Source organism: Aeromicrobium sp. (genome assembly GCF_036675695.1).
Classification (GTDB): domain Bacteria; phylum Actinomycetota; class Actinomycetes; order Propionibacteriales; family Nocardioidaceae; genus Aeromicrobium.
On the sequence record NZ_JAKFEL010000013.1, the window covers coordinates 1 to 26163 of the forward strand.

24 protein-coding genes and 1 pseudogene are annotated in these 26163 nt (G+C 65.0%); 7 read left to right on the forward strand and 18 right to left on the reverse strand.

Features of this window, described 5'->3' with window-relative positions:
• The 7 genes and pseudogenes from V6M39_RS00660 to V6M39_RS00690 form a co-directional block, all read right to left on the reverse strand.
• Positions 1 to 1169 (reverse strand): annotated as a pseudogene (locus tag V6M39_RS00660) (hypothetical protein); the annotation flags it as partial.
• 70 nt (positions 1170 to 1239) lie between these two features.
• The gene (locus V6M39_RS00665) at positions 1240 to 2121 is read right to left on the reverse strand and encodes an oxygenase MpaB family protein (RefSeq protein WP_332641724.1); all 882 of its coding nucleotides are present in this window, start codon (positions 2119 to 2121) and stop codon (positions 1240 to 1242) included.
• Positions 2122 to 2150: 29 nt separating this feature from the next.
• Positions 2151 to 3083 (reverse strand): alpha/beta hydrolase, encoded by a 933-nt coding sequence (locus tag V6M39_RS00670; protein ID WP_332641758.1) that lies wholly within the window; start codon positions 3081 to 3083, stop codon positions 2151 to 2153.
• A 37-nt stretch (positions 3084 to 3120) separates the two neighbouring features.
• Complete coding sequence (locus V6M39_RS00675) at positions 3121 to 4242, reverse strand: lamin tail domain-containing protein (RefSeq protein ID WP_332641725.1); 1122 nt, start codon at positions 4240 to 4242, stop codon at positions 3121 to 3123.
• 16 nt (positions 4243 to 4258) lie between these two features.
• Entirely contained in the window at positions 4259 to 5950 is a 1692-nt protein-coding gene (locus tag V6M39_RS00680; RefSeq protein WP_332641726.1) for a DEAD/DEAH box helicase, read from the reverse strand.
• Positions 5940 to 6209, reverse strand: a complete 270-nt coding sequence (locus tag V6M39_RS00685; protein WP_442880637.1) for a DUF3039 domain-containing protein — start codon at positions 6207 to 6209, stop codon at positions 5940 to 5942. Before V6M39_RS00685 ends, V6M39_RS00680 begins: the two co-directional genes overlap by 11 nt.
• A gap of 34 nt (positions 6210 to 6243) precedes the next feature.
• Positions 6244 to 6792 (reverse strand): YqgE/AlgH family protein, encoded by a 549-nt coding sequence (locus tag V6M39_RS00690; RefSeq protein WP_332641727.1) that lies wholly within the window; start codon positions 6790 to 6792, stop codon positions 6244 to 6246.
• 17 nt (positions 6793 to 6809) lie between these two features.
• Between V6M39_RS00690 and V6M39_RS00695 the strand changes: the two genes are divergently transcribed.
• On the forward strand, positions 6810 to 7592 hold the full coding sequence (locus tag V6M39_RS00695) for a MerR family transcriptional regulator (protein WP_332641728.1): 783 nt from the start codon (positions 6810 to 6812) through the stop codon (positions 7590 to 7592).
• Between the two features lie 57 nt (positions 7593 to 7649).
• Here the strand turns inward: V6M39_RS00695 and V6M39_RS00700 are convergent, their stop codons facing one another.
• On the reverse strand, positions 7650 to 8162 hold the full coding sequence (locus V6M39_RS00700) for a hypothetical protein (protein WP_332641729.1): 513 nt from the start codon (positions 8160 to 8162) through the stop codon (positions 7650 to 7652).
• 141 nt (positions 8163 to 8303) lie between these two features.
• On the opposite strand from V6M39_RS00700, the gene V6M39_RS00705 reads away from it, so the two are divergent.
• Complete coding sequence (locus V6M39_RS00705) at positions 8304 to 8987, forward strand: TetR/AcrR family transcriptional regulator (RefSeq protein ID WP_332641730.1); 684 nt, start codon at positions 8304 to 8306, stop codon at positions 8985 to 8987.
• On the opposite strand, the gene V6M39_RS00710 is transcribed toward V6M39_RS00705, so the two are convergent.
• The 3 genes from V6M39_RS00710 to V6M39_RS00720 all read right to left on the reverse strand — a co-directional run bounded on the left by V6M39_RS00710 (position 8974) and on the right by V6M39_RS00720 (position 11919).
• Positions 8974 to 10002, reverse strand: a complete 1029-nt coding sequence (locus V6M39_RS00710) for a DUF3048 domain-containing protein (RefSeq protein WP_332641731.1) — start codon at positions 10000 to 10002, stop codon at positions 8974 to 8976. The genes V6M39_RS00705 and V6M39_RS00710 overlap by 14 nt on opposite strands.
• A 121-nt stretch (positions 10003 to 10123) precedes the next feature.
• The gene (locus V6M39_RS00715; protein WP_332641732.1) at positions 10124 to 10915 is read right to left on the reverse strand and encodes a sunset domain-containing protein; all 792 of its coding nucleotides are present in this window, start codon (positions 10913 to 10915) and stop codon (positions 10124 to 10126) included.
• Positions 10916 to 10917: 2 nt separating this feature from the next.
• On the reverse strand, positions 10918 to 11919 hold the full coding sequence (locus tag V6M39_RS00720) for an OmpA family protein (RefSeq protein WP_332641733.1): 1002 nt from the start codon (positions 11917 to 11919) through the stop codon (positions 10918 to 10920).
• Between the two features lie 113 nt (positions 11920 to 12032).
• Here V6M39_RS00720 and V6M39_RS00725 point away from each other — a divergent pair, with 113 nt between their 5' ends.
• Both V6M39_RS00725 and V6M39_RS00730 read left to right on the forward strand, forming a co-directional pair.
• Positions 12033 to 16565, forward strand: a complete 4533-nt coding sequence (locus V6M39_RS00725; protein ID WP_332641734.1) for an ATP-dependent helicase — start codon at positions 12033 to 12035, stop codon at positions 16563 to 16565.
• 20 nt (positions 16566 to 16585) lie between these two features.
• Positions 16586 to 17365 carry a DNA-formamidopyrimidine glycosylase family protein gene (locus V6M39_RS00730; RefSeq protein ID WP_332641735.1) on the forward strand — a complete coding sequence of 260 codons (780 nt, stop codon included), beginning with the start codon at positions 16586 to 16588 and terminating at the stop codon, positions 17363 to 17365.
• Positions 17366 to 17371: 6 nt separating this feature from the next.
• Here V6M39_RS00730 and V6M39_RS00735 read toward each other — a convergent pair whose 3' ends face one another.
• Positions 17372 to 18847, reverse strand: a complete 1476-nt coding sequence (locus V6M39_RS00735; protein ID WP_332641736.1) for a flavin-containing monooxygenase — start codon at positions 18845 to 18847, stop codon at positions 17372 to 17374.
• A gap of 108 nt (positions 18848 to 18955) precedes the next feature.
• On the opposite strand from V6M39_RS00735, the gene V6M39_RS00740 reads away from it, so the two are divergent.
• Both V6M39_RS00740 and V6M39_RS00745 read left to right on the forward strand, forming a co-directional pair.
• Complete coding sequence (locus V6M39_RS00740) at positions 18956 to 19561, forward strand: vitamin K epoxide reductase family protein (protein ID WP_332641737.1); 606 nt, start codon at positions 18956 to 18958, stop codon at positions 19559 to 19561.
• Between the two features lie 33 nt (positions 19562 to 19594).
• Complete coding sequence (locus V6M39_RS00745) at positions 19595 to 20368, forward strand: SHOCT domain-containing protein (RefSeq protein WP_332641738.1); 774 nt, start codon at positions 19595 to 19597, stop codon at positions 20366 to 20368.
• Here V6M39_RS00745 and V6M39_RS00750 read toward each other — a convergent pair.
• Together V6M39_RS00750 and V6M39_RS00755 are read right to left on the reverse strand one after the other, a co-directional pair.
• On the reverse strand, positions 20365 to 20652 hold the full coding sequence (locus tag V6M39_RS00750) for a 4a-hydroxytetrahydrobiopterin dehydratase (RefSeq protein ID WP_332641739.1): 288 nt from the start codon (positions 20650 to 20652) through the stop codon (positions 20365 to 20367). The genes V6M39_RS00745 and V6M39_RS00750 overlap by 4 nt on opposite strands.
• A 39-nt stretch (positions 20653 to 20691) precedes the next feature.
• On the reverse strand, positions 20692 to 21087 hold the full coding sequence (locus tag V6M39_RS00755) for a MarR family winged helix-turn-helix transcriptional regulator (protein ID WP_332641740.1): 396 nt from the start codon (positions 21085 to 21087) through the stop codon (positions 20692 to 20694).
• 134 nt (positions 21088 to 21221) lie between these two features.
• Between V6M39_RS00755 and V6M39_RS00760 the strand changes: the two genes are divergently transcribed.
• Positions 21222 to 22313, forward strand: a complete 1092-nt coding sequence (locus V6M39_RS00760; RefSeq protein WP_332641741.1) for a substrate-binding domain-containing protein — start codon at positions 21222 to 21224, stop codon at positions 22311 to 22313.
• On the opposite strand, the gene V6M39_RS00765 is transcribed toward V6M39_RS00760, so the two are convergent.
• The 4 genes from V6M39_RS00765 to V6M39_RS00780 are packed head-to-tail and all read right to left on the reverse strand — an operon-like array spanning position 22306 to position 26162.
• Positions 22306 to 23100, reverse strand: coding sequence for an urease accessory protein UreD (locus tag V6M39_RS00765; RefSeq protein WP_332641742.1), 795 nt, complete (start codon positions 23098 to 23100; stop codon positions 22306 to 22308). The genes V6M39_RS00760 and V6M39_RS00765 overlap by 8 nt on opposite strands.
• Entirely contained in the window at positions 23054 to 23794 is a 741-nt protein-coding gene (gene ureG / locus V6M39_RS00770) for an urease accessory protein UreG (protein WP_332641743.1), read from the reverse strand. Before ureG ends, V6M39_RS00765 begins: the two co-directional genes overlap by 47 nt.
• Positions 23787 to 24455 (reverse strand): urease accessory protein UreF, encoded by a 669-nt coding sequence (locus V6M39_RS00775; RefSeq protein ID WP_332641744.1) that lies wholly within the window; start codon positions 24453 to 24455, stop codon positions 23787 to 23789. The genes ureG and V6M39_RS00775 overlap by 8 nt, the downstream gene beginning before the upstream one ends.
• Positions 24456 to 24458: 3 nt before the next feature.
• Complete coding sequence (locus tag V6M39_RS00780) at positions 24459 to 26162, reverse strand: urease subunit alpha (protein WP_332641745.1); 1704 nt, start codon at positions 26160 to 26162, stop codon at positions 24459 to 24461.
• Between the last annotated feature and the right edge of the window lies 1 nt (position 26163).

The following is a 26163-nucleotide window of genomic DNA, read 5'->3' on the forward strand; positions in this document are numbered from 1 at the left end:
CAGGAGTTGCGCTTGAGCGGGTAGATCGTGCAGAGCTGGTTGTTCTCGACGAGCAGGTTGACCAGGATGCGCTGGCCTCCGCGCCACGAACGCTCGAGCCACTTGTAGTAGGTGCCCTCGTGCGTGAGCGAGTTGGGAGCTGGCCAATCCTTGAATGTCGGCCAACCGACCGTGTCGTGGGGCGCGATCGGTAGGCCGCCCTTGAGGAAGTTCTCGACGACGGCACCCGAACCGCCAGTGAGCGAGTGGTCAGGGCAGTCGACCAGAGCGGCGGTGACGCCGTACGGGTGCCACGGGCGGCCGCAGTGCAGCTGTCCACCGAGGAACTCGAATGCCATGCCGTGCGTGTGCGCGTCGACGTAGCCGCGTACCTCTTGGTACGTCGTCTTGCCGCCGAACGGATTGCCTGTCACGTTGACATCGACCTCTGGCCACGGCTCGCAGCCGGTCGTCATCTTCAGCGCGAATGTCGTTGCGGCGCCATTGAGAAGCTTGCCGGCAGCATCGACGTTGACCGCCTTCGCGAGCGTCGGCTGCGTGAACGTGAACGCGGTGCCGACTCGCTGCACTGTCCAGTCGCCGGCGGCCGACGGCTTCGCAACGGGCTTGATCGCCGAGCCACTTGATGAGAGGAAGCTCGCGGGCTTCCCGTAGAGCAGATACGTACCGAGATCAGTGGCCTGGAAGTGGAACGGCTCAGCCTCCGAGATGGTTGCTCCGGATGCCGTGTAGCCGGTGCCAGCTCGCGCAACCCATTTGCTGTTGCTCTTGGACTGGAGAGCGTAGCAGCCTCCGGCCATCGCATAGCGATCCTGCGGCACTGAGGTTCGGGCGGCCGGCGACGGCGTACTGACGAGGGTGGGATCAGCCTCCAGGCGTTGCGCCTCGACGCCGGTGATGCCTGCGACCGCTTCGAGGGCGGTCGTGGTGTCGGCGGTTCCGGCTGACGCAGGTGCGCGGGAGATCGCGTTCTTGGTCGCAGGATCCGTGTGCGAGTGTGCGTGCCCGTCACCCTCGTCGACGGCCTTCGGAGCGACCGTGTTCGCCGAGTCGCCGTGGAACTGGTCGGTCCATGCGGCATACGCCGGGAACGTGCCGACTGTCAGAGCGATCGTCACCACAGCGATCGAAATTGGCCAGAAGTGACGGTGCCGCAGGACTCGTGACATGGATTCCCTCTCGAAGTTACCCAGCTGTCACAACGAGACGTGCGACACAAAAGTCACGAAGAGTTACACGTCAAGCAACGGTTGATTCGTCTTTCATTTCCGGCATCGACTCAGGGAATGTGCCGAGCCGTTCGACGATGAACCCGCCCGGATAGGACTTGATCCGCTTCAGGTCGATGGCATGCTGCGGCTTGCGACGGGGCGGCATGAGACGCACAATCCGGGCGCGCATACGAAGGCTGGCGCGCGAAAGCCACACGACAGGGCGCGATGGCTTCTTGTAGGCGAAGGCCTTGAGCAAGTGATCGTCCATCAACGCACGGCTGAAGAGGTTGGTCCCCTTGGCGAAGATTCGCGGATAGAACGACACCAGAAGATTGAGCGTCGCATCGGCAACCGCGCGGGACTTGTCGTCGTACGCGAAGTGCTCGTCCTCGTACGTGTCGAGCAGCTCCTCGAACTCCGCGAAGTCGGCTGGGATGTCCTTGATGCCCATGAGTCGGCCCAGGCGTTGGTAGTAGCGGACGGCGGCGACCTTCTCGGCCTCGACGCCCTTGCGCCAGCCGTAGTCACGGATCCAGCGCTGCGGGATCACGACGAACGTCGCGAGGACGTAGCGCATGTCGTCGTTGGAGATGTCGTAGCTGCCGTGCATCTGGTTCATGCGCCGTACTGCGGAACGGCCCTTCTGCGACTCCATGCCCTCGTCCAGCACGGACTCGAGGACCAGAGCCGTGTCGTCGTGGCGCTTCTGGGTGTCCCCCGTGAACTGGTCGGTGTCGTAGAGCAGCCGGCCGATCGACGGGACGGCGTACGTACGGAACAGCGCGAAGCTCAGCGACTGCTGGATGTCCCAGGGGAACTCGTAGTAGCTGATGATCCGCGAGATCTCCTCGAAATCAGTCTCCGGGTCAAGCTCTGCGATCTTGCGCTGCCAGTGGTCACGTCGCATGTCCGGACTCTATCGTGACAGTGTCACTGTCACAATGCTTGAGCGAGAAAGCCCACGACGTCATCGAGCGCCTGCTTCGCCGGCGGCGACACGCCCGGCAGGCTCATGAATCCGTGGATCGCGCCCTTGTACTCGGCATATCGAACCGGTACGCCGGCCGCGACGAGTGCATCGCGATAGTGCGCGCCGTTGTCGAGCAGCGGGTCGAGCTCAGCCGTCAGGATGAACGCCTTCGGGAGGTCTGCGTGTGACTCGGCGCGGATCGGCGAAGCGCGGAAGTCCTCGGTGCCGTACTGCTCCCCCAGGTAGAGCCTGGCGAACGCGTTCATGTTGCGCGAGGTCAGCACCGGCGCTTCGGCGTTGCGGAGCTCAGAGGGCCACTTGTCGTACATCTCGACACCCGGATAGATCAGCACCTGCGCGCGGATCTCCGGACCTCCCGCGTCACGAGCGAGCAGCGCGACCACAGCTGCGAGATTGCCGCCCGCACTGTCGCCCATCACGGCGATGCGCTCGGGGTTGATCCCCAGGTCCTCGGCGTTCTTGACGACCCACTCCACAGCATCGCGGGCGTCCTCGATTCCCGCCGGGAACCTGTCCTCCGGCGCCAGTCGATAGGCCGGAGAAATGACGACGACGTTGTTGCGTACGGCGACTCGGCTCGCCAGCCAACCCGACTGCTCAGGGTTGCCCTGAACCCAGCCACCGCCATGAAAGTTGACGACGCACGGAAGAGGAGCGATGGAGTCCTTCGGCCGGTAGACAAGTGCGCGACGGTCCGCGCCCCAGCTGATCTCCTCGACCTCGGCACCCTTGTCGAGCGATCCGAATACGCGGCGACCGATGGCGGAGGTCTGCAGCTTGCTCCGGTCAGCCCGCAACTTGGCGAAGTCCTCTGCTTCTTCGACCGGCGTCGACACGCGACGAAGGACCGCGGCGAAGACGCGCGTACGCATCGGCATGGAGCTCACTGCTGTGCCCTTCTCAACATCGTGCCCCTCAACACAGTGCCTTTCCGGTGTTGTCGCCCCTGTAGCGACAGATGTCCGCGACCTTGCGCTTTCCGTCGATCAGCGTGGCCGTGTCGCCGGAGTTGTTCCACACATCACCCCAGTTGGCGTGCTGCACGGGATTGCCAGCTGCATCTACTCGGCTGCGGCCTTCAGACGACAGGATCGTGAGCGTACCTCTGGCTGGGATCACCGTCTTGGGCATCCGGTATTGGCCGTAGCCGATCTCGTCACGGACGACCCAGCCAATGAGCTTTGCCGGGGAGTTGCCGGTGTTGTGCAGAATGATCTTCTCGGACTTGCCGCTGTAGATGATCGAGTCGATCGTGACGTTCCTGTTGGTCGTGCCCGTGCCGGCCGCGAACGGGAGCAGTCCGATCTTGGCTCGGGTGATGGTCAGCTTGCGGTCAGGGCAGCCCTTCATCACCCGGTCGATCGCTTCCTTCTCCCGCTGGTCGACAGTCATGCTCCAGCGCGCCTTCACGGCGATCCACGAGGCGATGTACTTGCACTTGTTGACCTTGGGGACATACCACTGCGGGTCGTCCGCAACCTTGTCGTAGTTGAGGTCGGATGTCGTCGGAACGAGGCCTCGCTTCTCCTTCAGGTCGTTCGCGAAGCGGATGCGGGTCGCCTTGGTCCACTGGTACGCGCCGGAGTCCCAGGCCTCGGCGAGTGGAACGAGGTGGTCGATCTGCACCTGGAAGCTCTTGGTCCACGTCTTGTTGTCGTAGTACGAGAGCCACTTGCCCAGGTAGATCTTGCATCCCTTGGTGACCGGTACGAGCGACTCTCGGGCCAGCACTTCCTGACGGGTGTCCCGGCAGTCCTTGTCGGCGTCGATCCAGCCTTTGCCGAAGTAGGACCGCAGGTAGGCCTGCCGGTCCTCCGGTACGACATTCAGGAGACGGGACGCTTTACGGAACGACGTGACGGTCACGCCTTTGGCTGGCTTCACCGGGGGCGCAGCAGTGATCGATGACCTCGACGGGGATGCGGTTGGCTTCGTCGTGGACTCGCCGTCCAGCTCAGGCTCGATGTAGCCGTTCCACGCCAGGAACCCGAGGACAACGATCACGAGCATCGTGATGAAGGCCCGCAGGGAACGCATGCGAAGAGCGTACGGCTCAGCCCGATGCCTTCAGGGCCCAAGCGCGCAACGCGTCAATGCGTTCCTTCAGCTCAACTGCCGAGGCTGCAGTCGCGGCTGGGCCGCCACATTCCTGACGGAGTCGGGTGTGTGTCACACCGTGCGGCGTTCCCGTGCGATGGTGCCACGCACCGACCAGCGCGTGCAGCTCCTTCCGAAGCGCCGCACGACGCTCAAACGCCACATCAGCCGCAGCCTGGGTGCCCTTGGGGGCCGCCTTGGCACGCTTGCTTCGCGACTTGCGGAGCAGTTCAGCGACCTGATCCGGGTCCAGCAGGCCCGGGATGCCGAGGAAGTCGAGCTCGCCCTCATCGTCAGCCATCGAGTCGTACCCGAACTCGCCGCCGTCATAGACGAGACGATCGAACGAGGCATCGCTGCCAAGCGCCCGGTACTCTCCGAGCTGGTCGGAGGCTGATTGTTCCTGCTGCGCCCGGGACATCAGTTCTGCCTCAGCGGCAAACAGATCAGCCTCGTCCGAGACAGGCCGCCCGATCACATGATCGCGTTGAGCCTCAAGGTCGGACGCGAGTGCCAGCAATGCCGGGACGCTCGGTACGAAGATCGATGCCGTCTCGCCCCGACGCCGCATACGTACGAAGCGACCAACCGCCTGCGCGAAGTAGAGGGGCGTTGCCGTCGTCGTGGCATAAACACCGACCGAGAGCCGCGGGATGTCCACGCCCTCGCTGACCATGCGTACGGCAACCATCCATGGCGTCATACCGGCGGAGAAGTCGGCGATCCTCGCGCTCGAGCCTGCCTCGTCAGACAGCACGAGCGTCGGCTCGGTCCCCGTGATGGCGGCGAGCACGGAGGCGTACTGGCGCGCGGTGTCCTGATCACTGGCGATGACGAGTCCACCCGCGTCCGGTACGTCGCGACGCACCTCCATCAGTCGGGTGTGCGCGGCCTGCAGAACGGCGGGGATCCACGAGCCCTGCGGGTCGAGAGCCGTTCGAAGAGCTTGTGCGGTGGCCGCTCGATCGAGCGGCTCCCCCAATCGAGCTGCCACCTCGTCACCAGCACGGGTACGCCAGTGCATCTGTCCCGAGTAGGCCATGAACAGCACCGGCCGTACGACGCCGTCCTTCAGCGCGTTCCCGTAGCCGTAGGAGAAATCCGCAACGCTCGAGACCGTGCCATCGTCGGCCGGCGCGTACGAGACGAATGGGATCGGGTTGTCGTCGGAGCGGAAGGGGGTGCCGGTCAGCGCGAGCCTCCGAATGGCAGGTTCACACGCCTCCTGCACGGCATCGCCCCAGCTCAGCGCATCAGCGGCATGGTGGATCTCGTCGAGGATCACCATCGTCGCGCGGGTTTCGATACGCGTGCGGTAGCTGTTGGCGTTGACGGCAAGTCCCGCGTACGTCACCGCGAACCCGTCGAAGTCGGCGCCCAATCGGCCCTGGCCAGCCAGGGACGGGTCGAGGGTGATGCCGATGCCGGACGCGGCCAGAGCCCACTGGGTCTTGAGGTGGTCGGTCGGCGTGACGATGACGACCCGCTCGACGATGCCACGGGACATCAGGTCGGCGGCAATGGTCAGCGCGAACGTCGTCTTGCCCGCACCCGGCGTCGCAACCGTGAGGAAGTCACGGGGTTGCGTGCGTTGGTAGAGCTCGAGAGCGTCTCGCTGCCAGACCCGGAGGTGCTGGCTACGCGTCACCCGACGGGTCCCCCTCGTCGCCTTCGTTGAGGCTCTCCCAGATGTCTTTGCATTCCGGGCACACCGGGAAACGTTCGGGATCGCGGCTGGGAACCCACACCTTGCCGCACAGTGCGATCACGGGGTGACCCATGATCATGGCCTCGGTCAGCTCGTCCTTGGGGACGTAGTGGGAGAACTTCTCATGGTCCCCCTCCTCCGTGCGCATGTCAGTGCGCTCGTCCACCACCGTCTCTGCACCACGTCCGAAGAAAGCCACGATGTCAGTCTAACGAGAATCGGTGACAGCTTCTCTAGTTGGCCGAGGGGTCGTCCGGGAATGTCGTCAGGAATCTCGCGTCCGTGTCGAGTCGTCGCAACACCTCGCGCCACAGCGTCTCGGGTTGAGGCGAAACGAGGTCCTCATCGCGGGCATCGATGACGAGCCAGGCGCCCTCATCGATCTCGTCCTCGAGCTGCCCGGGACCCCATCCGGCATAGCCTGCGAACACCCGGAGTCCGGTGAATTCGCCGTGGCTCGGCACCGGCCCCTCAAGGTCAACGAGTCCGACACGACCGGCCATCTGGCGCCATCCGATCGGCGGCGCGGTATCAGAGATCACTCCGAGCGCCAGTGCTGAGTCCATCGCCACCGGTCCCCCGTCGAACAGGCACACTGGAGCGTTGACCAGATTGGCCCAGTCGGGCAGGACATCATCAACGTCGGATTCGAGCGGCCGGTTGACGATCACACCCAGCGCACCGTCTCCGTCATGGTCGAGCAGGAATACGACACTGCGCATGAATGGGCCGGACTCGATCGCGGGCGTCGCGACCAGCAGCCGTCCTCGCAGTGTGTCCATGCCTCTATGATGCAGCCATGTCCAGAGACGCGTCGGCGGTCGAGGAATTCACCGTCGATGAGTTGGCGGCACGAGCCCAGATGACCGTCAGGAACGTTCGTGCCTATGCCGGTCGCGGGCTCATCGCCGCACCCCGGCTTGAAGGTCGTACGGGCTACTACACGCTCGAGCACCTGCAGCGATTGCAGCTCATCCGACAGCTCGTCGATCGTGGCTACACATTGGCCGCCGTCGAGAAGGCAGTTTCCGGTGCACCCAGTGCCGCAGCGGGTCACGCTCTCGACTTGATCAGCGTCCTTGACCTGCCGAATGACGATGCTGGCGCTGCTGAGGTACTGACGCGTGATGGTCTGGCGGCGCTCGCAGGAGTCGAACGCAATGACGCCCTGATCGACTCGATGCAGGAGTTCGGTCTGGTCGAGTGGGTCGACGGTGATCGTGACGTCGTACGACTTCTCGAGCCTGTGGTCGTACGCACTGGCGCCGCGGCAGTCGCGATCGGGCTGGCACCCGAGACAGTCATCGCCCTGTTCCCGATCCTGAAGTCACGACTCCGTGAGATCGCCGATGCGTTCGTGAGTGAAGTGTCGGCCGAGATCATCCAGCCGTTCGTCGACGCAGGCCTGCCCGAGGACGAATGGCCACGCATCCTTCAGACGATCGAGAGCTTGTTGCCGATTGCCAGCCAGGTCACTCTGGGCATCTTCCGCAGTCAGTTCCGCGAGGCGATCGACACCGAGGTCGGTCAGCAGCTCAGCGCATTGAGCGAAGCAACCCAAAAGGCTTCAGACAAGAGATAACCCCGCCCGGCGCCGAGGGGAGGGAGATGGCGCCAGGCGGGGTGATCGTTTACCCGGTCAAGCAGCGCGGCTGCGCAGCTTGCTGAGAAGCGAACCGCTGTGCGGCGCTTCAACCTCGGTGACCTCGGCGTACACGACCGACTCACGAGCTGAGTCCTGCAGTCGCTTGCCGTGACCGTTGAGGTCCGGGTGGTTCCAGGGCACTCCGGCCGATGCGGCGAGAAGCGTGAGCTCCTTCGCGAAAGCCTTGCCGAGTGCGGGGTTGTTGATCTCGGCATCCAGCAGGGTGCGCGCGCCGGGCATTTCGCTGGCGGCGTTGACCCAGGCGCTGATGGCCATGATCTCGGGAGTGTCGACGCCTTCGATGAGGAGGCGATCCAGCTGGCCACTGAGGCGCTGGAACCAGCTCATCTGGAGGTCGAACAGGAGCTCGGTTTCGTTCGCGTAAGCCTCGCGGCCTCCGTCGACCGTGTCGAGCAGATCGGTGATCGTGATGTCGCGGCGCTGGTCAGCGATGGCGAGCATCTCGCGTAGTACTTCCTTGCGACGGTTGTAAGCATTCCAGGTCATGGGGTGCTCCTTTCGTCTCCGTCTTGTACGAGAGTTCCATACCCTCGGTACGTACTCTGAGTATGTTCCATACTCGCGATAAATACAAACCCCCGGTATGTGATCCGAGGCACATGACATGCAGGGTCATAGACTGGTGGGATGCCGCACTCGTCAAAAGTGGTCCACAAGAGCGTCCTTCGCGCCGCGCGCAAGACAACCCGACGCCAGGATTACTCCTCCAGCACCAAGCGTGCTCTCCTCGACAACGCTGCGCGCTTGTTCACCGATCACGGCTATGCAGGCACCTCTCTGGACGAAGTCGTCGCCGCGGCACGCGTGACCAAGGGCGCCTTCTACCACCACTTCCCCAGCAAGCTTGCCCTTTTCGAAGCGGTCTTCGACCGGGTACAGAGCAACACCACCTCACAGGTCGAGAAGGCGATCGAAGGATCAAAGGACCCGTGGGAGCGCGCTCAAATCGGCCTCGAGAAGTTCCTTGAGGTCTGCCGTGAGCCACAGTTCCGTCGCATCTGCATCCAAGAGGGCCCGGTCGCGCTGGGACACGAACGCTGGCACGAGGCCGAGAAGGCCTCCACCCTTGGCATCGTGCAGCGCACGGTCGACGCCTTGCTCGAAGACCTGGGCGGCGGCGAGGACCTCAACGAGGCCTTCGGCATGATCTTCTACGGTGCCATCAAGTCCTCATCCGAGTTCGTCGCCGACGCGGAGGACCCGAGTGCTGCCAGTGAAGAAGTCCAGGGCGCGATCGGGGCAATCCTGGCCGGTATGCGCCTGCTGCCGACGATCGACATACCCATCGGATCGACGACTAGCGGAGCCTGACGGTTCCGTTGCCCTTGGGCGCCAGCTCGACGAACACCTTGCCCGGTTCGATCGTGATCGGCTGACCATCGGCACCTGTGAACGAGATTGTCGAGCTCAGCTTCGGCTTGGACCAGGTGGCCTCGGTGACGGTCTTGCCGTTGAAGATCACCGCACGACCGGTTCCCTTGACGACGGTCTCAGGCACCGGGTTGTTGGAGATGTCGGTGTAGCCGGCGTCGACGATCCTGGCGAACATCACGATCATCGTGTCGGCCTTGAAGTCAGTGGCGCGAGGCGCGTGGCTGTTGGTACGGATCCACTTGCCACCCTTGAGCGCCCAATCCGTGTATGTGCCGGGCGAGAATCGCACCGTCGCCGCTCGCGCGGTCTTGGGCTCAGTCGCAGGAGTCGCTGAGTCGGTCGGTGCCGGCTCGGACTCCTTCGCAGCACCCTCGGGAGTCCAGGTGAAGTAGGGGCCGACAATTTCAGTCGGCTTGGCCTTGCGCGCGACTGTCTTGAGGTTGATCAGCCGGTTGTAGGGACGCGACTTGGCAGGGTCACTGCTGAAGCCAGGCGCGCCGTGGTCCTCGGAGAAGATCGTGGTGCCGGCCCTTCGGACCTCTTTGTACGTCTTGTTGGCGCCGCCGGAGGCAATGATCTGTCCGCCAACCGGGGCAGCGAGGCCGATGTCGGTCGTACGCATCGAGCGCACGTGTCCGACCGTGGACGGCAGGTCGCTGTAGAAGAACGCGGCGAGGCGAGTCAGGCCACCTTCGACGAGCTCTTCGACCACGAGGTCAGCCTTGTTGAGCCCGATCTGTGGCTCACCGCCGTACGTGTTCTCGATCTTGACGACGAAGACCGGGTTGTCGGGACGGCCGTCAGGCATCGGTGTGCCGTTCAGCGGCGAAATCTCGACAATCTTCTCCGCGGTGCCCTCGTCGGGGTCAGGAGTGGTTTTCTTGTCGTCGCCTCCGCCGGAACAGCCCGCGAGAGTCAGAGTCGCTGCGGTGAACAGGAGCGCACTGGTCATCTTCAAACCGTGCACGGATGTCTTCGAAACAGGCATTGCCTCAGCATGCCGCATGGACCTAGCGAAGGAGCGCACCGGGCCAGCGTGGCGCGCTACGCTCCTTCGCTCGTCCGTCAGCTGATCAGGCGTTGCGAGGCTTGCGGAAACCGGCTGCGACCGCAGCGGCTTCTGTCCTGAACCACGTCTCTGCGATGGTCTGTCCGTAGAACGGGCTGTCAGGCGTGTGATAGATCATCGAGTCTTCATTGCCCTTGATCTTGTACGCCGCCGACGGCGCGCGTCCTCCCGAGAGCGGCTTGGCCGATCCGGGGAACTTGCCGGCCGCGACAGTCGTCTTGGCAGCGGCCTTCGCCGGAGCCTTCTTGGCAGCCGCCTTCGCCGGAGCCTTCTTAGCTGGGGCCTTCGTCGCGACAGCCTTGGCAGGAGCCTTCCTGGCGACAGCCTTGGCCGGAGCCTTCGACGCGACAGCCTTGGCCGGAGCCTTGGCCGGAGCCTTGGCCGGAGCCTTGGCTGGAGCCTTCTTTGCCGGAGCCTTCTTGGCGGCTCCGCCCGTTCCCGGAGGAGTGAATCCGGCGGCGCGAGCTTCGGCCTCAGACTTGAACCAGACCTCAGCGATCGTCTGCTCGTACGACGCGCTGCCGGGCGTGTGGAAGTACATCGAGTCCCTGTTGCCCTTGATCGTGTACTCAGCGGTCGGGGCTCGGCCTCCCTTGCGGGCGTTCACAGGTCCAGCCGACTCGACACCGCCGCTCAATGCGACTGCCTTCGCGGGTGCCGGTGCTGCCGCCGTGCGTCCTGCGGCAGCGCGCGCCCGCTGGTATTTCTGCTGGCGAAGCAGCCAGCCGAGGACAAAACCGAGGATCGCGGCAAGGAGCAGCCAGACGATGATCTCTCCAATGGTGTAACCCGACATGCTCAGTTTCCCTTCACGATGAAGTCGACGCGACGGTACTGCTCCGCATATGCGTCGCCGTCGGTCTCCGGATCAGATCCGTAGCTCTTGGTTGAAAGTCGGTCGGCATCAACGTTCGCCGCCACGAGGAACGCCTTGACTGCCGCAACACGTGCGTCGCTCAAGGCCTGGCCGCGAACCGGGTCAGTGGGACCTGCGTGGCCGCCGATCTCAAGCTCGAGACCAGGCACCCGTAGGAGCACGTCAGCCAGGGTGAGGAGTGCCGCCTTGCTCTTCTCGTCCAAGATCGACGAGCCTCGAGCAAAGTAGACGTTGGCTGCGTCGACATACGACGCCTGCTCCGCGCTCATCGAATCTGAGTCGACCTTCAGCGTGTTGTCGAAGGTGAGTCCCGGCACAGCCGGTTCGACAAGCGCAGTCACAGCGTCCACGCCCTCCTGGGTGGTGACGGCGCCGCCGATGGCGATCGAGTCGCCATCGACAGTGAGCGCGAGATCGTTGACGCCTTCGAGATCGGGGATCAGCTTGGGCAGTGTGTTGAGCCAGTCGGCGGTGCCGACGTTCGGGTCGACCTTCAAGTTGCCGGTGACTTCACCCAGCGAAAGGGCCGCATCCTTGAGCTGCCGTGCGACAGCGGCGTTGGGGACAACTCCCGACAGGTTGACCCCGTCGGCGCCGCGCGTCATCGAGAAGGTCGGAGGTGCGGGCAGTGTCGTGTCGCGGTCGGAGTCGATCTTGGCCCAACGGACTCCCGTGACTCCTTCGACGATCTTCTCGGCCTTGGCGAGCTCCTCGGGAGTGCCGTTGCTGAGCTTGGCCTCGCGCCCGTCGAAGTCGACCCTCACATTGCTCAGGCCCGCTTGGACAAGAGCCTCGTATGCCTTGGGAGTGAGGTCGTCTCGTACGGAGTTCGCCCCGGCAACCGATCCGATGGCGATGACGGCGGCCAACGCAATGCCTGTCATTCCGGCAAGCTGTTTGGTCCTGGTCTGCGGTGTGGTCACTTCACCATCCCCTGGTGTAAGTCTCGGCCGCGCCGAGTCGTGTCTACCCTAACGACGCAGGTCAGCTGACGCTACGAGATTCATATGTCGGATATGGCTGGAAGAATGGCCAGATGCCAGGCACACCAGCGTCGTTCGCACCCGCAACGCGGGAGTGGTTCGACAGCTCGTTCGCTGAGCCGACCCCTGCCCAGGTGGGCGCTTGGGACGGCATCGCCGGCGACGAGCATGTCCTGGTCGTCGCTCCGACGGGTTCAGGCAAGACCCTCGCCGCGTTCCTCACGGCAATAGACGAGCTCATGAAGCCCGGCGATTCGACCGGTACACGCGTCCTCTACATCTCTCCGCTCAAGGCACTGGCAGTCGATGTCGAGCGCAACCTCCGGTCCCCGCTGGTCGGCATCACGCATGCCGCCGCGCGTCGCGGAGATGAGTTCCGCGAGGTGTCGGTCGGCCTGCGTTCAGGTGACACCTCAGCCAAGGACCGTCGAGCACTGGTGACCCGTCCCCCGGACATTCTGATCACCACGCCCGAGTCGCTCTTCCTGATGCTCACGTCGGCGGCACGCGAGACTCTGCGCGGCGTCGGCACGGTCATCATCGATGAGATCCACGCCGTCGCCGGCACCAAGCGCGGCGCCCACCTCGCCGTGTCGCTCGAACGCCTCGACGACCTCCTCGACAGCCCGGCGCAACGCATTGGACTGAGTGCCACCGTGCGGCCACATGAAGAGGTCGGCCGGTTCCTCGGAGGCGCTGCTCCCGTACGCATCGTGGCTCCCGAGTCAACCAAGACACTCGAGCTCCAGGTCACGGTGCCGGTCGACGACATGACCCAGCTGCCCGCGTCGCCTTCGGCGGGCGATGATCCTGACGCCCCGCGCGGCAGCATCTGGCCCCATGTCGAGCACTCGATCGTCGAACGAGTGATGCAGCATCAGTCGACGATCGTCTTCGTCAACTCGCGCGGTCTCGCCGAGCGACTCACGGCGCGGCTCAACGAGACACATGCCGAGCAGTTGGGCGTCGCATCCGGCTCCGACTCCAAGCGACCTCCAGCGCAGCTGATGGGTGGCAGCGCGCAGACGTCGGGCGCCGAGCCAGTGCTGGCTCGCGCTCACCACGGATCCGTCAGCAAGGAGCAGCGGGCCCTCATTGAGGACGACCTCAAGGGTGGGCGGCTGCGCTGCGTCGTGGCGACCTCGAGTCTCGAGCTCGGCATCGACATGGGTGCCGTTGACCTCGTCATCCAGGTGTCGACGCCGCCGTCGGTCGCCAGCGGTTTGCAGCGGGTAGGGCGCGCGGGACACCAGGTCGGGGAGATCTCCCGCGGCATCGTCTACCCGACGTCGCGCCACGACCTGCTCGCGTCTGCCGTCACGACGGCTCGTATGTCAGACGGGCTGATCGAACGCCTCGACATACCTTCCAACCCGCTCGACATCCTGGCCCAGCAGACTGTCGCCGCGACCGCCCTCGACACCCTCGACGTCGAGGAGTGGTTCGACGCCGTACGCCGCAGTGCTCCCTTCACTACACTGCCGCGCACCGCATACGACGCCACCCTTGATCTGCTGTCGGGCCGCTATCCCACCGACGAGTTCGCCGAGCTTCGCCCGCGCATCATTTGGGACCGCGAGGCCGGGACCATCACGGGGCGGCCCGGTGCTCAGCGACTCGCTGTCACGAGCGGCGGCACGATCCCTGACCGCGGAACGTTCTCCGTGACCCTCGCGGCCGGCACAGATGAGACCGGCTCGCGCAAGGTCGGTGAGCTCGACGAGGAGATGGTCTACGAGTCGCGCATCAACGATGTGTTCGCGCTGGGCGCGACGAGCTGGCGCATCCAGGAGATCACCCACGATCGCGTCGTCGTCACCCCGGCGTTCGGGCAACCTGCACGCCTTCCGTTCTGGAAGGGCGACAGCGTCGGGCGACCCTACGAGCTCGGTGAGGCGATCGGCCAATTCGTCCGTGAGATCTCCACTCTCACACCCGCGAAAGTCGCAGATCGCGCCTCCGCCGTGGGTCTCGGCAAGCAGGCGGCGGACAATCTCGTCGCCTACCTGCACGACCAACGACAGGCGACCGGACAGATCCCGTCAGACCGCAACCTGGTCGTCGAACGGTTCCGCGACGAGCTCGGCGACTGGAGAGTCGTCCTGCACTCCCCCTACGGCCGCCGGGTTCACGCTCCCTGGGCGCTGGCCGTCGCAGCGCGCATCATCGAGCGCTACGGCATCGATGGCTCCGTCGTGGCCAGTGACGACGGCATCGTCGCCCGCATACCCGACACCGAGGTCGAGCCGCCCGGTGCTGAGCTGTTCGTGTTCGACGCCGACGAGCTCGACAAGATCGTCACCGAGGAGGTCGGCGGCTCGGCGTTGTTCGCGTCGCGGTTCCGTGAGTGCGCCGCGCGGGCATTGCTGCTCCCCCGTCGCAACCCCGGATCTCGCGCCCCGCTGTGGCAGCAACGGCAACGCTCGGCGCAGCTGCTCGACGTCGCGCGCAACTACCCCGAGTTCCCGATCCTGCTCGAGACCGCGCGCGAGTGCCTGCAGGACGTCTACGACCTTCCGGCCCTGACCGGTCTCATACGCCGCATCGACTCCCGCGAGATCTCGATCGTCGAGGTCACGACCGACAAAGCATCGCCGTTCGCGCAGACGTTGCTGTTCGGCTACGTCGCCGCCTTCCTCTACGAAGGTGACACGCCACTGGCCGAACGCCGGGCTTCGGCACTGACCCTCGACCCGACCCTGCTCGCCGAGCTGCTAGGACGAGCCGAGCTGCGCGAGCTGCTCGACCCCGAGGTCATCGAACGCACCGATCGAGAGCTGCAACGTCTCGCCAAGGACCGCCGAGCCAGGGACGTCGAAGGCCTCGCCGACCTGTTGCGCATGCTGGGCCCGCTGTCGATCGCCGAGGTCGCCGAGCGGCTCGAGCCAGACGTCGCGACGAATGCCGAATCGTGGCTCGTCGAGCTGCGAGACAACCGGCGTGGGGTGGCCGTGGCGATCGCCGGCGAGGAGCGATGGGCTGTCGTCGAGGACGCTGGGCGTCTGCGCGACGCGCTCGGCGTTTCTCTCCCGCTCGGAATCTCCGAAGCTCTTCTGCAGCCCGTGGCCGATCCACTGACCGACCTGATCTCCCGCTATGCCCGCACCCACGGCCCGTTCACCACCGACGAGGTCGCGTCGCGATTCGGCCTCGGAACCGCGATCGCACTCCAGGTTCTGCGTCGACTCTCCCATGACGGTCGTCTGACCGAAGGCGAGTTCAGTCCACAGGCCACCGGAACCGAATGGATCGAGCCGGGCGTGCTCCGCCGCATACGATCTCGGTCACTGGCTGCTGCACGACAGCAGGTCGAGCCCGTCGATCCGGCGACCTTCGCCCGGTTCCTGCCGGCGTGGCAGGGGGTCGGATCATCCGTGCGGGGTGTCGAAGGTGTGCTGTCGGCCATCGACCAGCTCGCTGGTGTCGCGCTGCCCGCATCGGCCTGGGAGTCATTGGTGCTGCCGGCCCGCGTCCGCGACTTCACCCCGGCGATGCTCGACGAGCTCACCTCGGCGGGTGAGGTCGTCTGGTCAGGTGCCGGTTCACTGCCCGGCAACGATGGCTGGATCCAGCTCTCCCCGCCAGATCTCCTACTCCCATCAGCCGCGCCTCCCTCCGATCTCACGCCACTGCACGCGGCGATCATCGACGCTCTCAGCGGCGGAGGAGCGTTCCTCTTTCGCCAGCTCACCGAGCTGCTCGCTCTGTCAGATTCTGCGCTGCCGCACGTGGATGACGACCGCGCAACGGCGGATGCGTTGTGGGATCTCGTGTGGTCCGGGCGGGTCAGCAACGACACATTCGCACCCCTTCGCACCCTCGTCGGGCGTGGCGGAGCGCACCGAACGACCCGACCGGCACCGCGCGGTCGCGTCCACGGGCGACGGCTCCAACCACGCGCGGCGCTTCAGGGCCCACCCACCGTCAGTGGCCGATGGTTCGCGCTGCCCGATGCGCCGCATGACACGACCGCACTCCAGCTGGCTCGCACCCAGACGCTGCTCGGCCGCTATGGCGTCGTCACCCGCGGGTCGGTCATGGCCGAAGGCACTCCTGGCGGATTCGCTGGCGTCTATCGCGTGCTTCGCGAGCTCGAGCAGACCGGCGCCTGCCTGCGTGGCTACTACGTCGACACGCTCGGTGCCGCCCAGTTCGCGGCGCCGTCGACCGTCGACCGGATGCGCACCCACGTCATGAATGACGACACGGTCACCGATGCCGAGGCCCTGACCCTCGCCGCAACAGATCCGGCCAACCCCTTCGGTGCCGCCCTTCCCTGGCCGATGCGCACGACCGACTCCAAGCACCGACCCGCCCGCAAGGCTGGGTCCCTCGTCGTCATGCACGACGGCCGGCTCGTGCTCTACCTCGAGCGCGGCAGCAAGAAGGTCCTGGTGTTCGACGATGACCCGATGCGCCTCCAGGCGGCGGCTTCGTCGCTCGCTGCGACGGTGCGCGGCCGCCGCGTGCACCGCCTCAGCGTCGAAACCGCCGACGGTGCACCCGTCGAGGGCACCCCACTGGGTGAGGCGCTCCGCGCAGCCGGGTTCGAGCGGATCCCCAAGGGACTCCGACTCGATGCTTGACCTCTGCGGCCGGTGGGCCGATGCCTGAGGGCGATACCGCCTGGCGCACAGCGCGACTGCTGCACGAGACTCTGGCCGGTCACGAGCTGACCCTGAGTGACTTCCGGGTGCCCGAGTTCGCGACGCTCGACCTCAGTGGCCAGCGGGTCGACGAAGCCGTGAGTCGCGGCAAGCACCTGGTGATCCGGGTCGGCCGCCACTCGATCCACACCCACCTCAAGATGGAGGGCTCATGGCACGTCTATCGCCTCGACGAGCGGTGGCGTCGTCCTGCCCACACGGCTCGCGTCGTCCTCGCGACGTCCGAGCGACAGGCCGTCGGGTTCTCCCTCGGCATCACCGAGGTGCTCGACCGCCATGCCGAGCCAGCAGCGCTCTCCTACCTCGGGCCTGACCTGCTCGGCCCGGACTGGAACCTCGAGGAAGCCGTACGCCGGGTCACTGCTCACCCGTCGACCCCAGTGTTCGTGGCTCTGCACAACCAGCGCAACCTCGCCGGGTTCGGCAACGAGTACGTCAACGAGATCTGCTTCCTGTCCGGTCTGTTGCCGACCAGGCCGGTCGCCGACGTACACGACATCGCGCACGTGATCTCGCGGGGTCAGACGATGATCCGGGCCAATCGAGAGCGCACGATCCGCACCTTCACCGGCGTTGCCCGCAACGGGCAGAACGAGTGGGTCTTCGATCGGGCAGGTCGACCGTGCCTGCGGTGTGGCACGACCATTCTGCGGGGCGAGCTCGGCGACGCACCCACCCGGATGCGCCGCACCTTCTGGTGCCCTAGCTGCCAGACCTAGCTAGCCCTAGCTGGCCACGGAGGTTGCGGGAACCTTTGCGTTGCCGAACACCATGGCCTGCTCGAGATCCGTACGCTTCATGTCGCGCGAGTCAAGGAACCAGTTCTGGCGGATCGTCCACGGTGACGTCACACCCTGCTGAGGCAGCTCATTGACCACGCGCTGCACGTAGCCAGACGTCAGATCGAGGATCGGGCGTGGAGCATCGCCGGCGCCCTTGGGGTCGGGCATGCCGTAGTCGTAGCCCTTCCGGTCAAGCAGGTTGATGAGCTTGCAGACGTACTGCGATGACAGGTCGGCCCGCAGCGTCCACGACGCGTTGGTGTAGCCGACGCACCAGGCGAAGTTGGGCAGTCCGCTGAACATCAGCCCCTTGTAGACGTACAGCTCGTGCGGGTCGATGTCCTTGCCGTCGACGCTGAGCTTGAGCTGGCCGAACGCGACAACCTGCAGACCTGTCGCCGTGATGACTATGTCGGCGTCGAGGCGCTTGCCCGACTCGAGCTCGATGCCCTTGGCGTCGAAGGTCTTGATGTGGTCGGTGACGATCGATGCCTTGCCCTGGCGGATCGTACGGAACAGGTCACCGTTGGGCACGATGCAGAGGCGCTGGTCCCACGGGTCATACACAGGAGTGAAGTGCGGATCGAGGTCGTACCCCGCGGGCAGTTTCCTCTTCGCAAGCCTCGTGAGCAGCTTGCGTGACTGCTTGGGGAATCGCTGGCAGAACTGGTACATACCGACCGAGAACGCTGCGTTCTTGCGGCGGATCGCACGGTGGGCGAAGCCGTCGGGCAGCACCTTGCGCATGACGTCTGCGATCTTGTCCTCCTGCGGCAGCGACATCACGTACGACGGCGAGCGCTGCAGCATCGTGATGTGCTTGACGTCGTCAGCCATCGACGGGACGAGCGTGACAGCGGTCGCGCCGCTGCCGATGACGACGACTTCCTTGCCGGCGTAGTCGAGGTCCTCAGGCCAGAACTGCGGGTGGATGACCTGGCCCTCGTACGAGTCGAGGCCGGGGAACTCCGGCGTGTAGCCCTTGTCGTAGCTGTAGTAGCCGCTGCAGAGGTAGATGAACGAGGCGGTCTGCGTGACGGTCTGGCCGTTGGCGGTCGAGGTGACGGTCCACATCGCATCGTCTGTCGACCAGGCGGCCGAGGTCACTCGGTGGCCGAACTGGATGTGCTCCTCGATGCCGTACTCGACGGCCGCCTCTCGGACGTATGTACGGATGTCATCGCCGTCGGCGATTGCCTTGGGGTTCTTCCACGGGCGGAAGGGCCAGCTCAACGTGTACATGTCGGAGTCCGAGCGGATGCCCGGGTAGCGGAACAGGTCCCACGTGCCGCCGATCGCATCCCTCGACTCGAGGATTGCGTACGTCTTGCCGGGGCACTCGGTCTGGATGCGGTAGGCCGCGCCAATGCCGGACAGTCCTGCGCCGACGATGATGACATCACTGTGTTGGACCGTCATGATTTCCTCTTTCGCATACCCTCGGTATGCGAACACTAACCCACAGATACCCCTCCGGTCACGGGTCTGAGCCACTCTCCTTTGCCGGCTGACTCTAGGATCAGGCCTATGACCGAGCAGACCGTGGACACCACGACCGACGACAAGACCGAGACCTCCCGAGGACTGGGAATCTTCCTGGCGCTCGCCGGATCAATCGGCCTGTTGTCATCAGCCATCTTGATCATCGAGAAGATCAAGCTCCTCGAGGACCCTGCGGATGCACTGAGCTGCGACATCAACCCGTTCGTCAGCTGCGGCAATGTCATCAACACCGATCAGGCCTCCGCTTTTGGCTTCCCCAACCCGCTGATCGGCGTCGCGGGGTTTGCCATCGTCGTCACGCTCGGCGTGCTGCTCGTCGCCGGGGTCAAGCTCCCAAGCTTCGTGCAGGCTGGGCTGTGGCTCGGCTCGTTGCTCGGTGTCGGTCTGGTGACCTGGCTGCAGTACCAGAGCATCTATGACATCGAGTCGTTGTGCCCCTACTGCATGGTCGTGTGGTCGGTGACGATCCCGATCTTCGTGCTGGTCTCGGCATGGGTGCTTAGGACTCTCCATCCCGGTGCCGCACTCACCCGCTTCGTGAACAACTGGTCGGTGCTGATCATCGTGCTCTGGTACGTGGCCATCGCCTCGGCGATCTGGTTCCAGTTCGGTTCCGACCTCTGGGCCTAGCCCGCGAACCGGCGAGCAGGCCAGACTGATCCCATGAAGCTTGCAGTCCTCGGCGTAGTGACCGCCGCCATCGGCCTCATCCTCTCCGAGTCCGGCCTCGCCGCGATCGGTGTGCTGTGGGTCGTCCTCGGCCCGATCATGCGACAGCACGGTCGCAGGCTGGAGGCGATGAAGGGCCCTGACGGCAAACCATCCATGGATGGCCGAACGTTTGCGTCCGGCACACTGCTCTGGCTTCTGCTGGGTGTGCCGTCGCTGTTGGTCGGCGTGCTCAAACTCGGCATCTCTCCCGAGCACGAGAACTGGCGCTGGCTACCGATCGTGATCGGTGTCTTGGCGCTGGGCATCGGCATTCTGGGCGGGCTCCTGTACGCGACAGGTTCGGCGATCGGCGCAGTGACCGGCAACTCCACACCGCCGACGGTGCCAGCCACAATCCGGATCAAGTCCAGCAAGGAAACCGGCACGTTCATCAACGAGCGGCCGCGCCTGGAGCTCGAGCTCACGGTGGAGCCAGAGCCGAGTTCCGGCGTGGCGTCGTACGAAGTCACCAAGCTGGCGACGGTGCCGTTCACCGCTCTGGGCTCCCTCAGGGTTGGGGACGGCTTCAAGGCGCTCGTGGCCGGACCGGACGAGCCGACCTCCATGGAGATCCATTGGGACCAGCCGATCGCAGCGCAGGGCAGTCCTGAGGAGCCAGTTGACGTGCCTGCCCGGCTGGCTGAGCTTGACCGGTTGCACCGGGCTGGGAAGGTCAGCGACGAGGAGTACGGCGCTCAGCGCGAGCGCATCCTTGGATCGCTCTAGGTAGCGTCCGCGACTCGTTCAAGAACCGTTGCCAGCCTGGTGTCGCGGTCAGTCACTCCCCCGACGTCGTGGCTGCTTAATCTCACCTCGACGCGGTTGTAGACGTTCGTCCACTCCGGGTGATGGTCCATCTCCTCGATCGGACCGGCTGCTCGATTCATGAAATCCAGTGCAGCTCGAAAGTCGGCAAACTCGTACGTCTTGGTGATCGCGTCACCATCCGCTGACCAACCGGCCAGGTCCTCGAGCGCAATGGCGATCTCATCATCCGTGAAGGTGCTCATGTCTTCGACGGTACGCCCGCTGGAAAGCCGGCCGATGGCTCAGGCCCGCAGGGCAACGACCGAGACGGCTTCGAAACCCACGCCAGAGTCAACCTCACGTAGGCGCCGCGCCAACTGTTCGCCGCGCGACGAGAGAGCCACGACTGCGCGCCTCTTGTCGCCGGGATCGATACGTCGGATGACGAGACTGCGCTCGACCAAGCGATCGACGTGACGGGTCAAAGTGGCGGCGGGAAGCACCGAGGCCTCGGCAAGTTCGGTCATGGGCAAGCCCGGCTGCTCAAGCAACGCGGCAAGCACCTGCCAGTGCTCGAACAAGATGTCCTCGGCGTCAAGAAGGGGTTCGAGGGCGCGACGGAGTGCGTGTTCGGCCTGCTTGAGCCGCAGCGTCACGCTGGTCTCCGTACCGACCTGCACCATCGATTTGCCCTCCATTCCGCTAGTTCATCACAACCGTGTTGCTTTTCGGTTTCACAACTGTGACTTTTGCCTGGCATTGCAACGAATAGCCCCATTGTGCCTCAGACTGGGAAAAACCACAGCACGAAACGACGCCGCGCGGAGAACTTTTGACTGTTCTGCCTCTCCAGATGCACCGTCAGCGCCAGGCGCTGTCGGTCGCCTTCGTGGTGCCACTGCAGGGACCGACCGGAATCTACGGCCCGTCGTGTCTGGCATGCGGCGAGCTGGCAGTCGAGCAACTCAACTCTCGCAACGGCATCGCGGGGCGCGAAATCAGGCTCGTGATCGTCGACGGTGGCCGAGACCCCGAGGTCGTAGCGGCTGAAGTGGGTGAGTTGGTCGACTCGGGTGCGGTCGAAGCTGTCGCAGGCTGGCACATCTCCGCGGTGCGGCAGGCGATCACCCGCCGTATCGGCGGCAAGGTTGTCTACGCGTACGCCGCCATGCACGAAGGACGCGATGACACACCCGGTGTGTTCATGCTCGGCGAGCGACCAGTCAATCAACTCTTGCCCGCCGCTCACTGGATGCGCGAACAACTGGGCGTGGGCCGCTGGTCGATCGTCGGCAACGATTACGTCTTCCCTCGGGTCACCGGCGCAACCACTCGCATTGCCCTCCAAGACTCGCTCTCAGAGATCGTCAGCGAGACATATGTCCCGCTCGGCACGACGAACTTCACTCCCGTGCTCCAGGAGCTTCAGCGCGGCGACGTCGACGGCGTGATCATGCTGCTCATGGGCCAAGATGCCGTTCATTTCAACCGTCAATTCGCGAAGCATGGACTCGCGGATCAGCTCACTCGGCTCAGCCCGGCGATCGAGGAGAACACCCTGCTTGGCGGTGGCGCCGGAGCCAATCACAACCTGTATGCCGCGGCGGCCTACTTCGACAACATGGACACCGTCGAGAGCAACGAGCTCGCCAACGCGTACTACAAGCGTCATGGCGCCTGGGCTCCGGCGCTGAACGCGATCGGCGAGTCCTGCTACGAGGCCATGCTGTTTCTCGCGTGGATTGGTGAACGATCAGGCGGCATAGGAATCCACGCCGTCTCGGCCCTCGAACCAGGCACCTTTTACGACGGTCCGCGCGGACTCGTGCGGCTCGACGGCAATCTGCTCAATCAGGACGTCTACCTTGCGGCCGCCGACAACCTGGAGTTCGACATCCAGGAACAGATCGCCTGGGCTACCTGAACTGTTCGTCGACTCGGCGACGAGCCGCCGACCACACGCCTCGCTGCATGGCCAGGTGTGCATCCCAAGCGAGGTGCCGTACGAGCGTGCCCTCCGCTTCCAGCTCATACCGTGCTCCGCACCCGACGACCACGTCCGCGGGAAGTCGCTGACCGAGCATCAGCACCGAACCAATCGCACGCGCTCCGCCGAGCAGCAGCCGTGACGAGTCAGGTCCGACGTCCAACTCCTCATGAAGAACCGGTACGTCCCCGTGCCCGGTGACCGTGAGCTCCTGGTGGAGTGATCCGGAACGCTCGCCGTGGCGTCCGAGCACGAGGGTCTCTCGCCAAGCCATCGATGCGCCAGCGTCGAGTCGGATTGTTGTGCTCCGGAGGACGGAAGCTCCCTCAGACACAACGAAGGGCTCCCCCGCCCATACCAGCGAGGCCGCCGCTGCAAGCTCAATCGTGACACTCCACGATGCGCAGTCACCGTTCATGGCATATGCGACCGTGCCAGCCGGCTCCACCAGCTCCAGCCGAGCACCTGGACCCACGAAGATGTCGACCTTGATCGCGTCCCCCGCCAGCAACAACGCTCCCTCTGGCATCAACGACACGGTGGCACCCGTGTCATCACTGCGCATCAGCATCGGCCTGATGACAGGGCGATCGCTTGAGTCGGCCACGGCCGTCGACACGCGCACCCGGCCGCCAAGAACCGGACGCGTGACGTGCACGCGAGATCGGCTCAGGGGCTCACGCGTGCGCGTGCTGGTGAGCGTCATCGCCATCCAAGTGCACATGGGCGGTGCCATCGGCGTGGGTGTGCGGAGCCATCGGACCGGGATCGGCGGGCACCAGATTGCCGGACCGATGAGCGGCGAGCTGCGTCTTCACCCAGTCGGTCAACGCGGTCACCGAGTCGGCATTGCTGCGCGATAGCGCGATCACCGGACGCCCGTCTCGCACAGCGGAAGCATCCGACACCATCTCGACAGGGTCGACGCCGACGTACGGCGCAAGGTCAGTCTTGTTGACGACCAGGAGGTCGGCACGCGTGATGCCGGGACCACCCTTGCGAGCAACGTCGCCGCCGCCGGCAACGTCAATGATGAACACTTGGGTGTCCACGAGTGCAGGCGAGAACGTTGCGGTGAGATTGTCTCCACCCGACTCCACCAAGACGATGTCGAGCGGCGCGAAATCCTCCTCGAGCTGCTCGACCGCCAGCAAATTGGCGGTGATGTCATCGCGGATCGCCGTATGCGGGCACGCTCCGGTCTCGACAGCGCGGATGCGCTCCGGATCAAGCACTCCTGCCGACCGCAGAAAGCGGGCATCCTCATCGGTGTAGATGTCATTCGTGATCACCGCCAGCTGCAACATGCTCGCCAGCTCGCGACACAACAGCGCGATAAGCGAGCTCTTCCCGGTTCCGACTGGTCCGCAGACCCCGATGCGCAGCGCGCGATCAGCTGCGATGGATAGGTCAGGCACTGAACAACCTCCGTGTTGTCACGGCGTGGGTCTCGGCCCATGCCTCGATCTGGGGGGCACCGGCTGCGGGAATCGAGCCGGGCAGAGTGAGTGATCCGACCTCGACGGCAAGCCGATCGACCACGGGTAGGGCACCGAGCGCCCACGCGCTGACATCAGCGGGGTCGAGCGGGAGCAGCTTGAGAGCGGCGGAGGCGACAGTCTGGACGTCGTCGTATCCAACGAGTCGCGCGAGCGATCTCGGAGCGAGTCCGCAGGCATCAGCAACCGCAGCGAGAACTACGGCACGTGACGCGTCTGAACCCACGGCAAGCACAGATGGATGCTCAGGCCACAGCCGACGCACCACCCGCATGGTCGCGCGCGCCATGGACCGAGACGTCGATCGCATCGCCCCACTTGGAGTTCGCGCCGCCCATGCGGTCTCCACATCGACCAACGGCAGGCCCTGCCTCAAGTGGTGAAGCGCGACTACGGCGCTGGCCGCCTCGACCCGTGTGACAGTGCGCAGACGAAGATCGATGTATTCGGGCACATCTGTGGATCGCAGACCGCTTACAACGGCCGGCTCGAGCCCGCCTGACTGCGTATGCCCAGACGTCGGCAAGCGAGCGTCCGCCAGCAGCATCAGCATGAGATCGGGCGACGTAGTCGGAGTCATGATCTAGAAGAGCGAGTAGAGCTGGGTCAGTGGAAGAGACGTGGCCGGTGAAGGCACCACCGGTTCTCCATCGATGTGGATCGCGAATGTCTCGGGTTCGACCCGGATCTCGGGAAGCGCGTCATTGTTGATCATCTGCGCCTTGCCGACGTCGCGCGTCGCCTTCATGCCGACGAGCCGACGGCGAAGGCCCAGGCGATCGGCCAGCCCATCCTCGATCGCGGACGGTGCAACGAACGTGATCGAGAGATCCGCGCCGGCACCGTCAGCTGGATCGACCAGGGTGGGCCGCATGAGTTGCGGCTGCGGCGTCGGAATGGACGCGTTCGGGTCACCTAGCGCTCCCCATACGAGCGCACCCCCTTTCATTACGACCTGGGGTCGGATGCCGAAGAAGCGCGGGTCCCACAGCACGAGGTCAGCAAGCTTGCCCGGTTCGACCGAGCCGATCTCGTCCCCGAGTCCGTGGGCGATCGCGGGGTTTACCGTGTACTTCGCGACATAGCGCTTGGCACGAATATTGTCCGCTTTGCCCCCGAGACTCCCCCGGCTTGCTTTCATCACGTGCGCGACCTGCCACGTACGGGTCACGACCTCGCCCACGCGTCCCATGGCCTGGGCGTCCGACGAGGTGATCGACAGTGCGCCCATGTCGTGCAGGATGTCCTCGGCCGCAATCGTTGTCGCACGAATGCGCGACTCGGCAAAGGCGAGATCCTCCGGCACGCGGGGGCTCAGGTGATGACACACCATGAGCATGTCGAGGTGCTCCGCAACGGTGTTCACCGTGTGCGGCAACGTGGGGTTGGTCGAGCCAGGGATGACGTGCGGAAGCGAGGCGATCGACAAGATGTCGGGCGCATGACCACCGCCGGCACCTTCTGCATGGAAGGCGTGGATTGACCGGCCGGCTATTGCGGCGATGGTCGACTCGAGGTATCCAGCTTCGTTGAGCGAATCCGAGTGCAGCGCCACCTGCAACCCGTGCTCGTCGGCGGCCTTGAGTGCGGCGTCGATCGCGGCCGGGGTCGAACCCCAGTCCTCGTGCACCTTGTAACCTCCGGCGCCCGCAAGGGCCTGCTCGGCCAAGGACCCGGCCGAGACGGTGTTGCCCTTGCCCATCAGCAGGAAGTTGAGCGGCAGCGAGTCGAGCGCACGGTGCACGGTCTGCAGGTGCCAGGCGCCAGGCGTGACTGTCGTGGCCTTGGATCCCTCGGACGGTCCGGTTCCGCCGCCGCCGACAGTCGTCGTGCCGGTGGCCAGCGCCTCGACGAGCTGCGACCGCGACAGGAGGTGCACATGTATGTCGATGGCTCCGGCGGTCAGGATCTTGCCCTCGCCGGAGATGACATCCGTGGACGGCCCGATCAACAACTGCGGGTGCACTCCGTCGGCGATATCGGGATTGCCCGCACGTCCAAGCGCGACGATGCGTCCATCGCGGATACCGACGTCGGCGCGCACAATGCCCCAGTGGTCGAGCACGATCGCATTCGTAATGACAGTGTCCAGAGCTCCGTCGGCGCGAGTCGCCATCCCCTGAGCCATCGATTCGCGGATCGACTTGCCGCCACCGAAGACGGCTTCCTCACCGCCGAATGTCAGGTCCTCCTCGATCTCGATCCAGAGGTCGGTGTCGCCGAGGCGCACCTGGTCGCCGACCGTGGGGCCGTACAGAGCTGCGTACTCAGCCCGCGAGATGTCCACG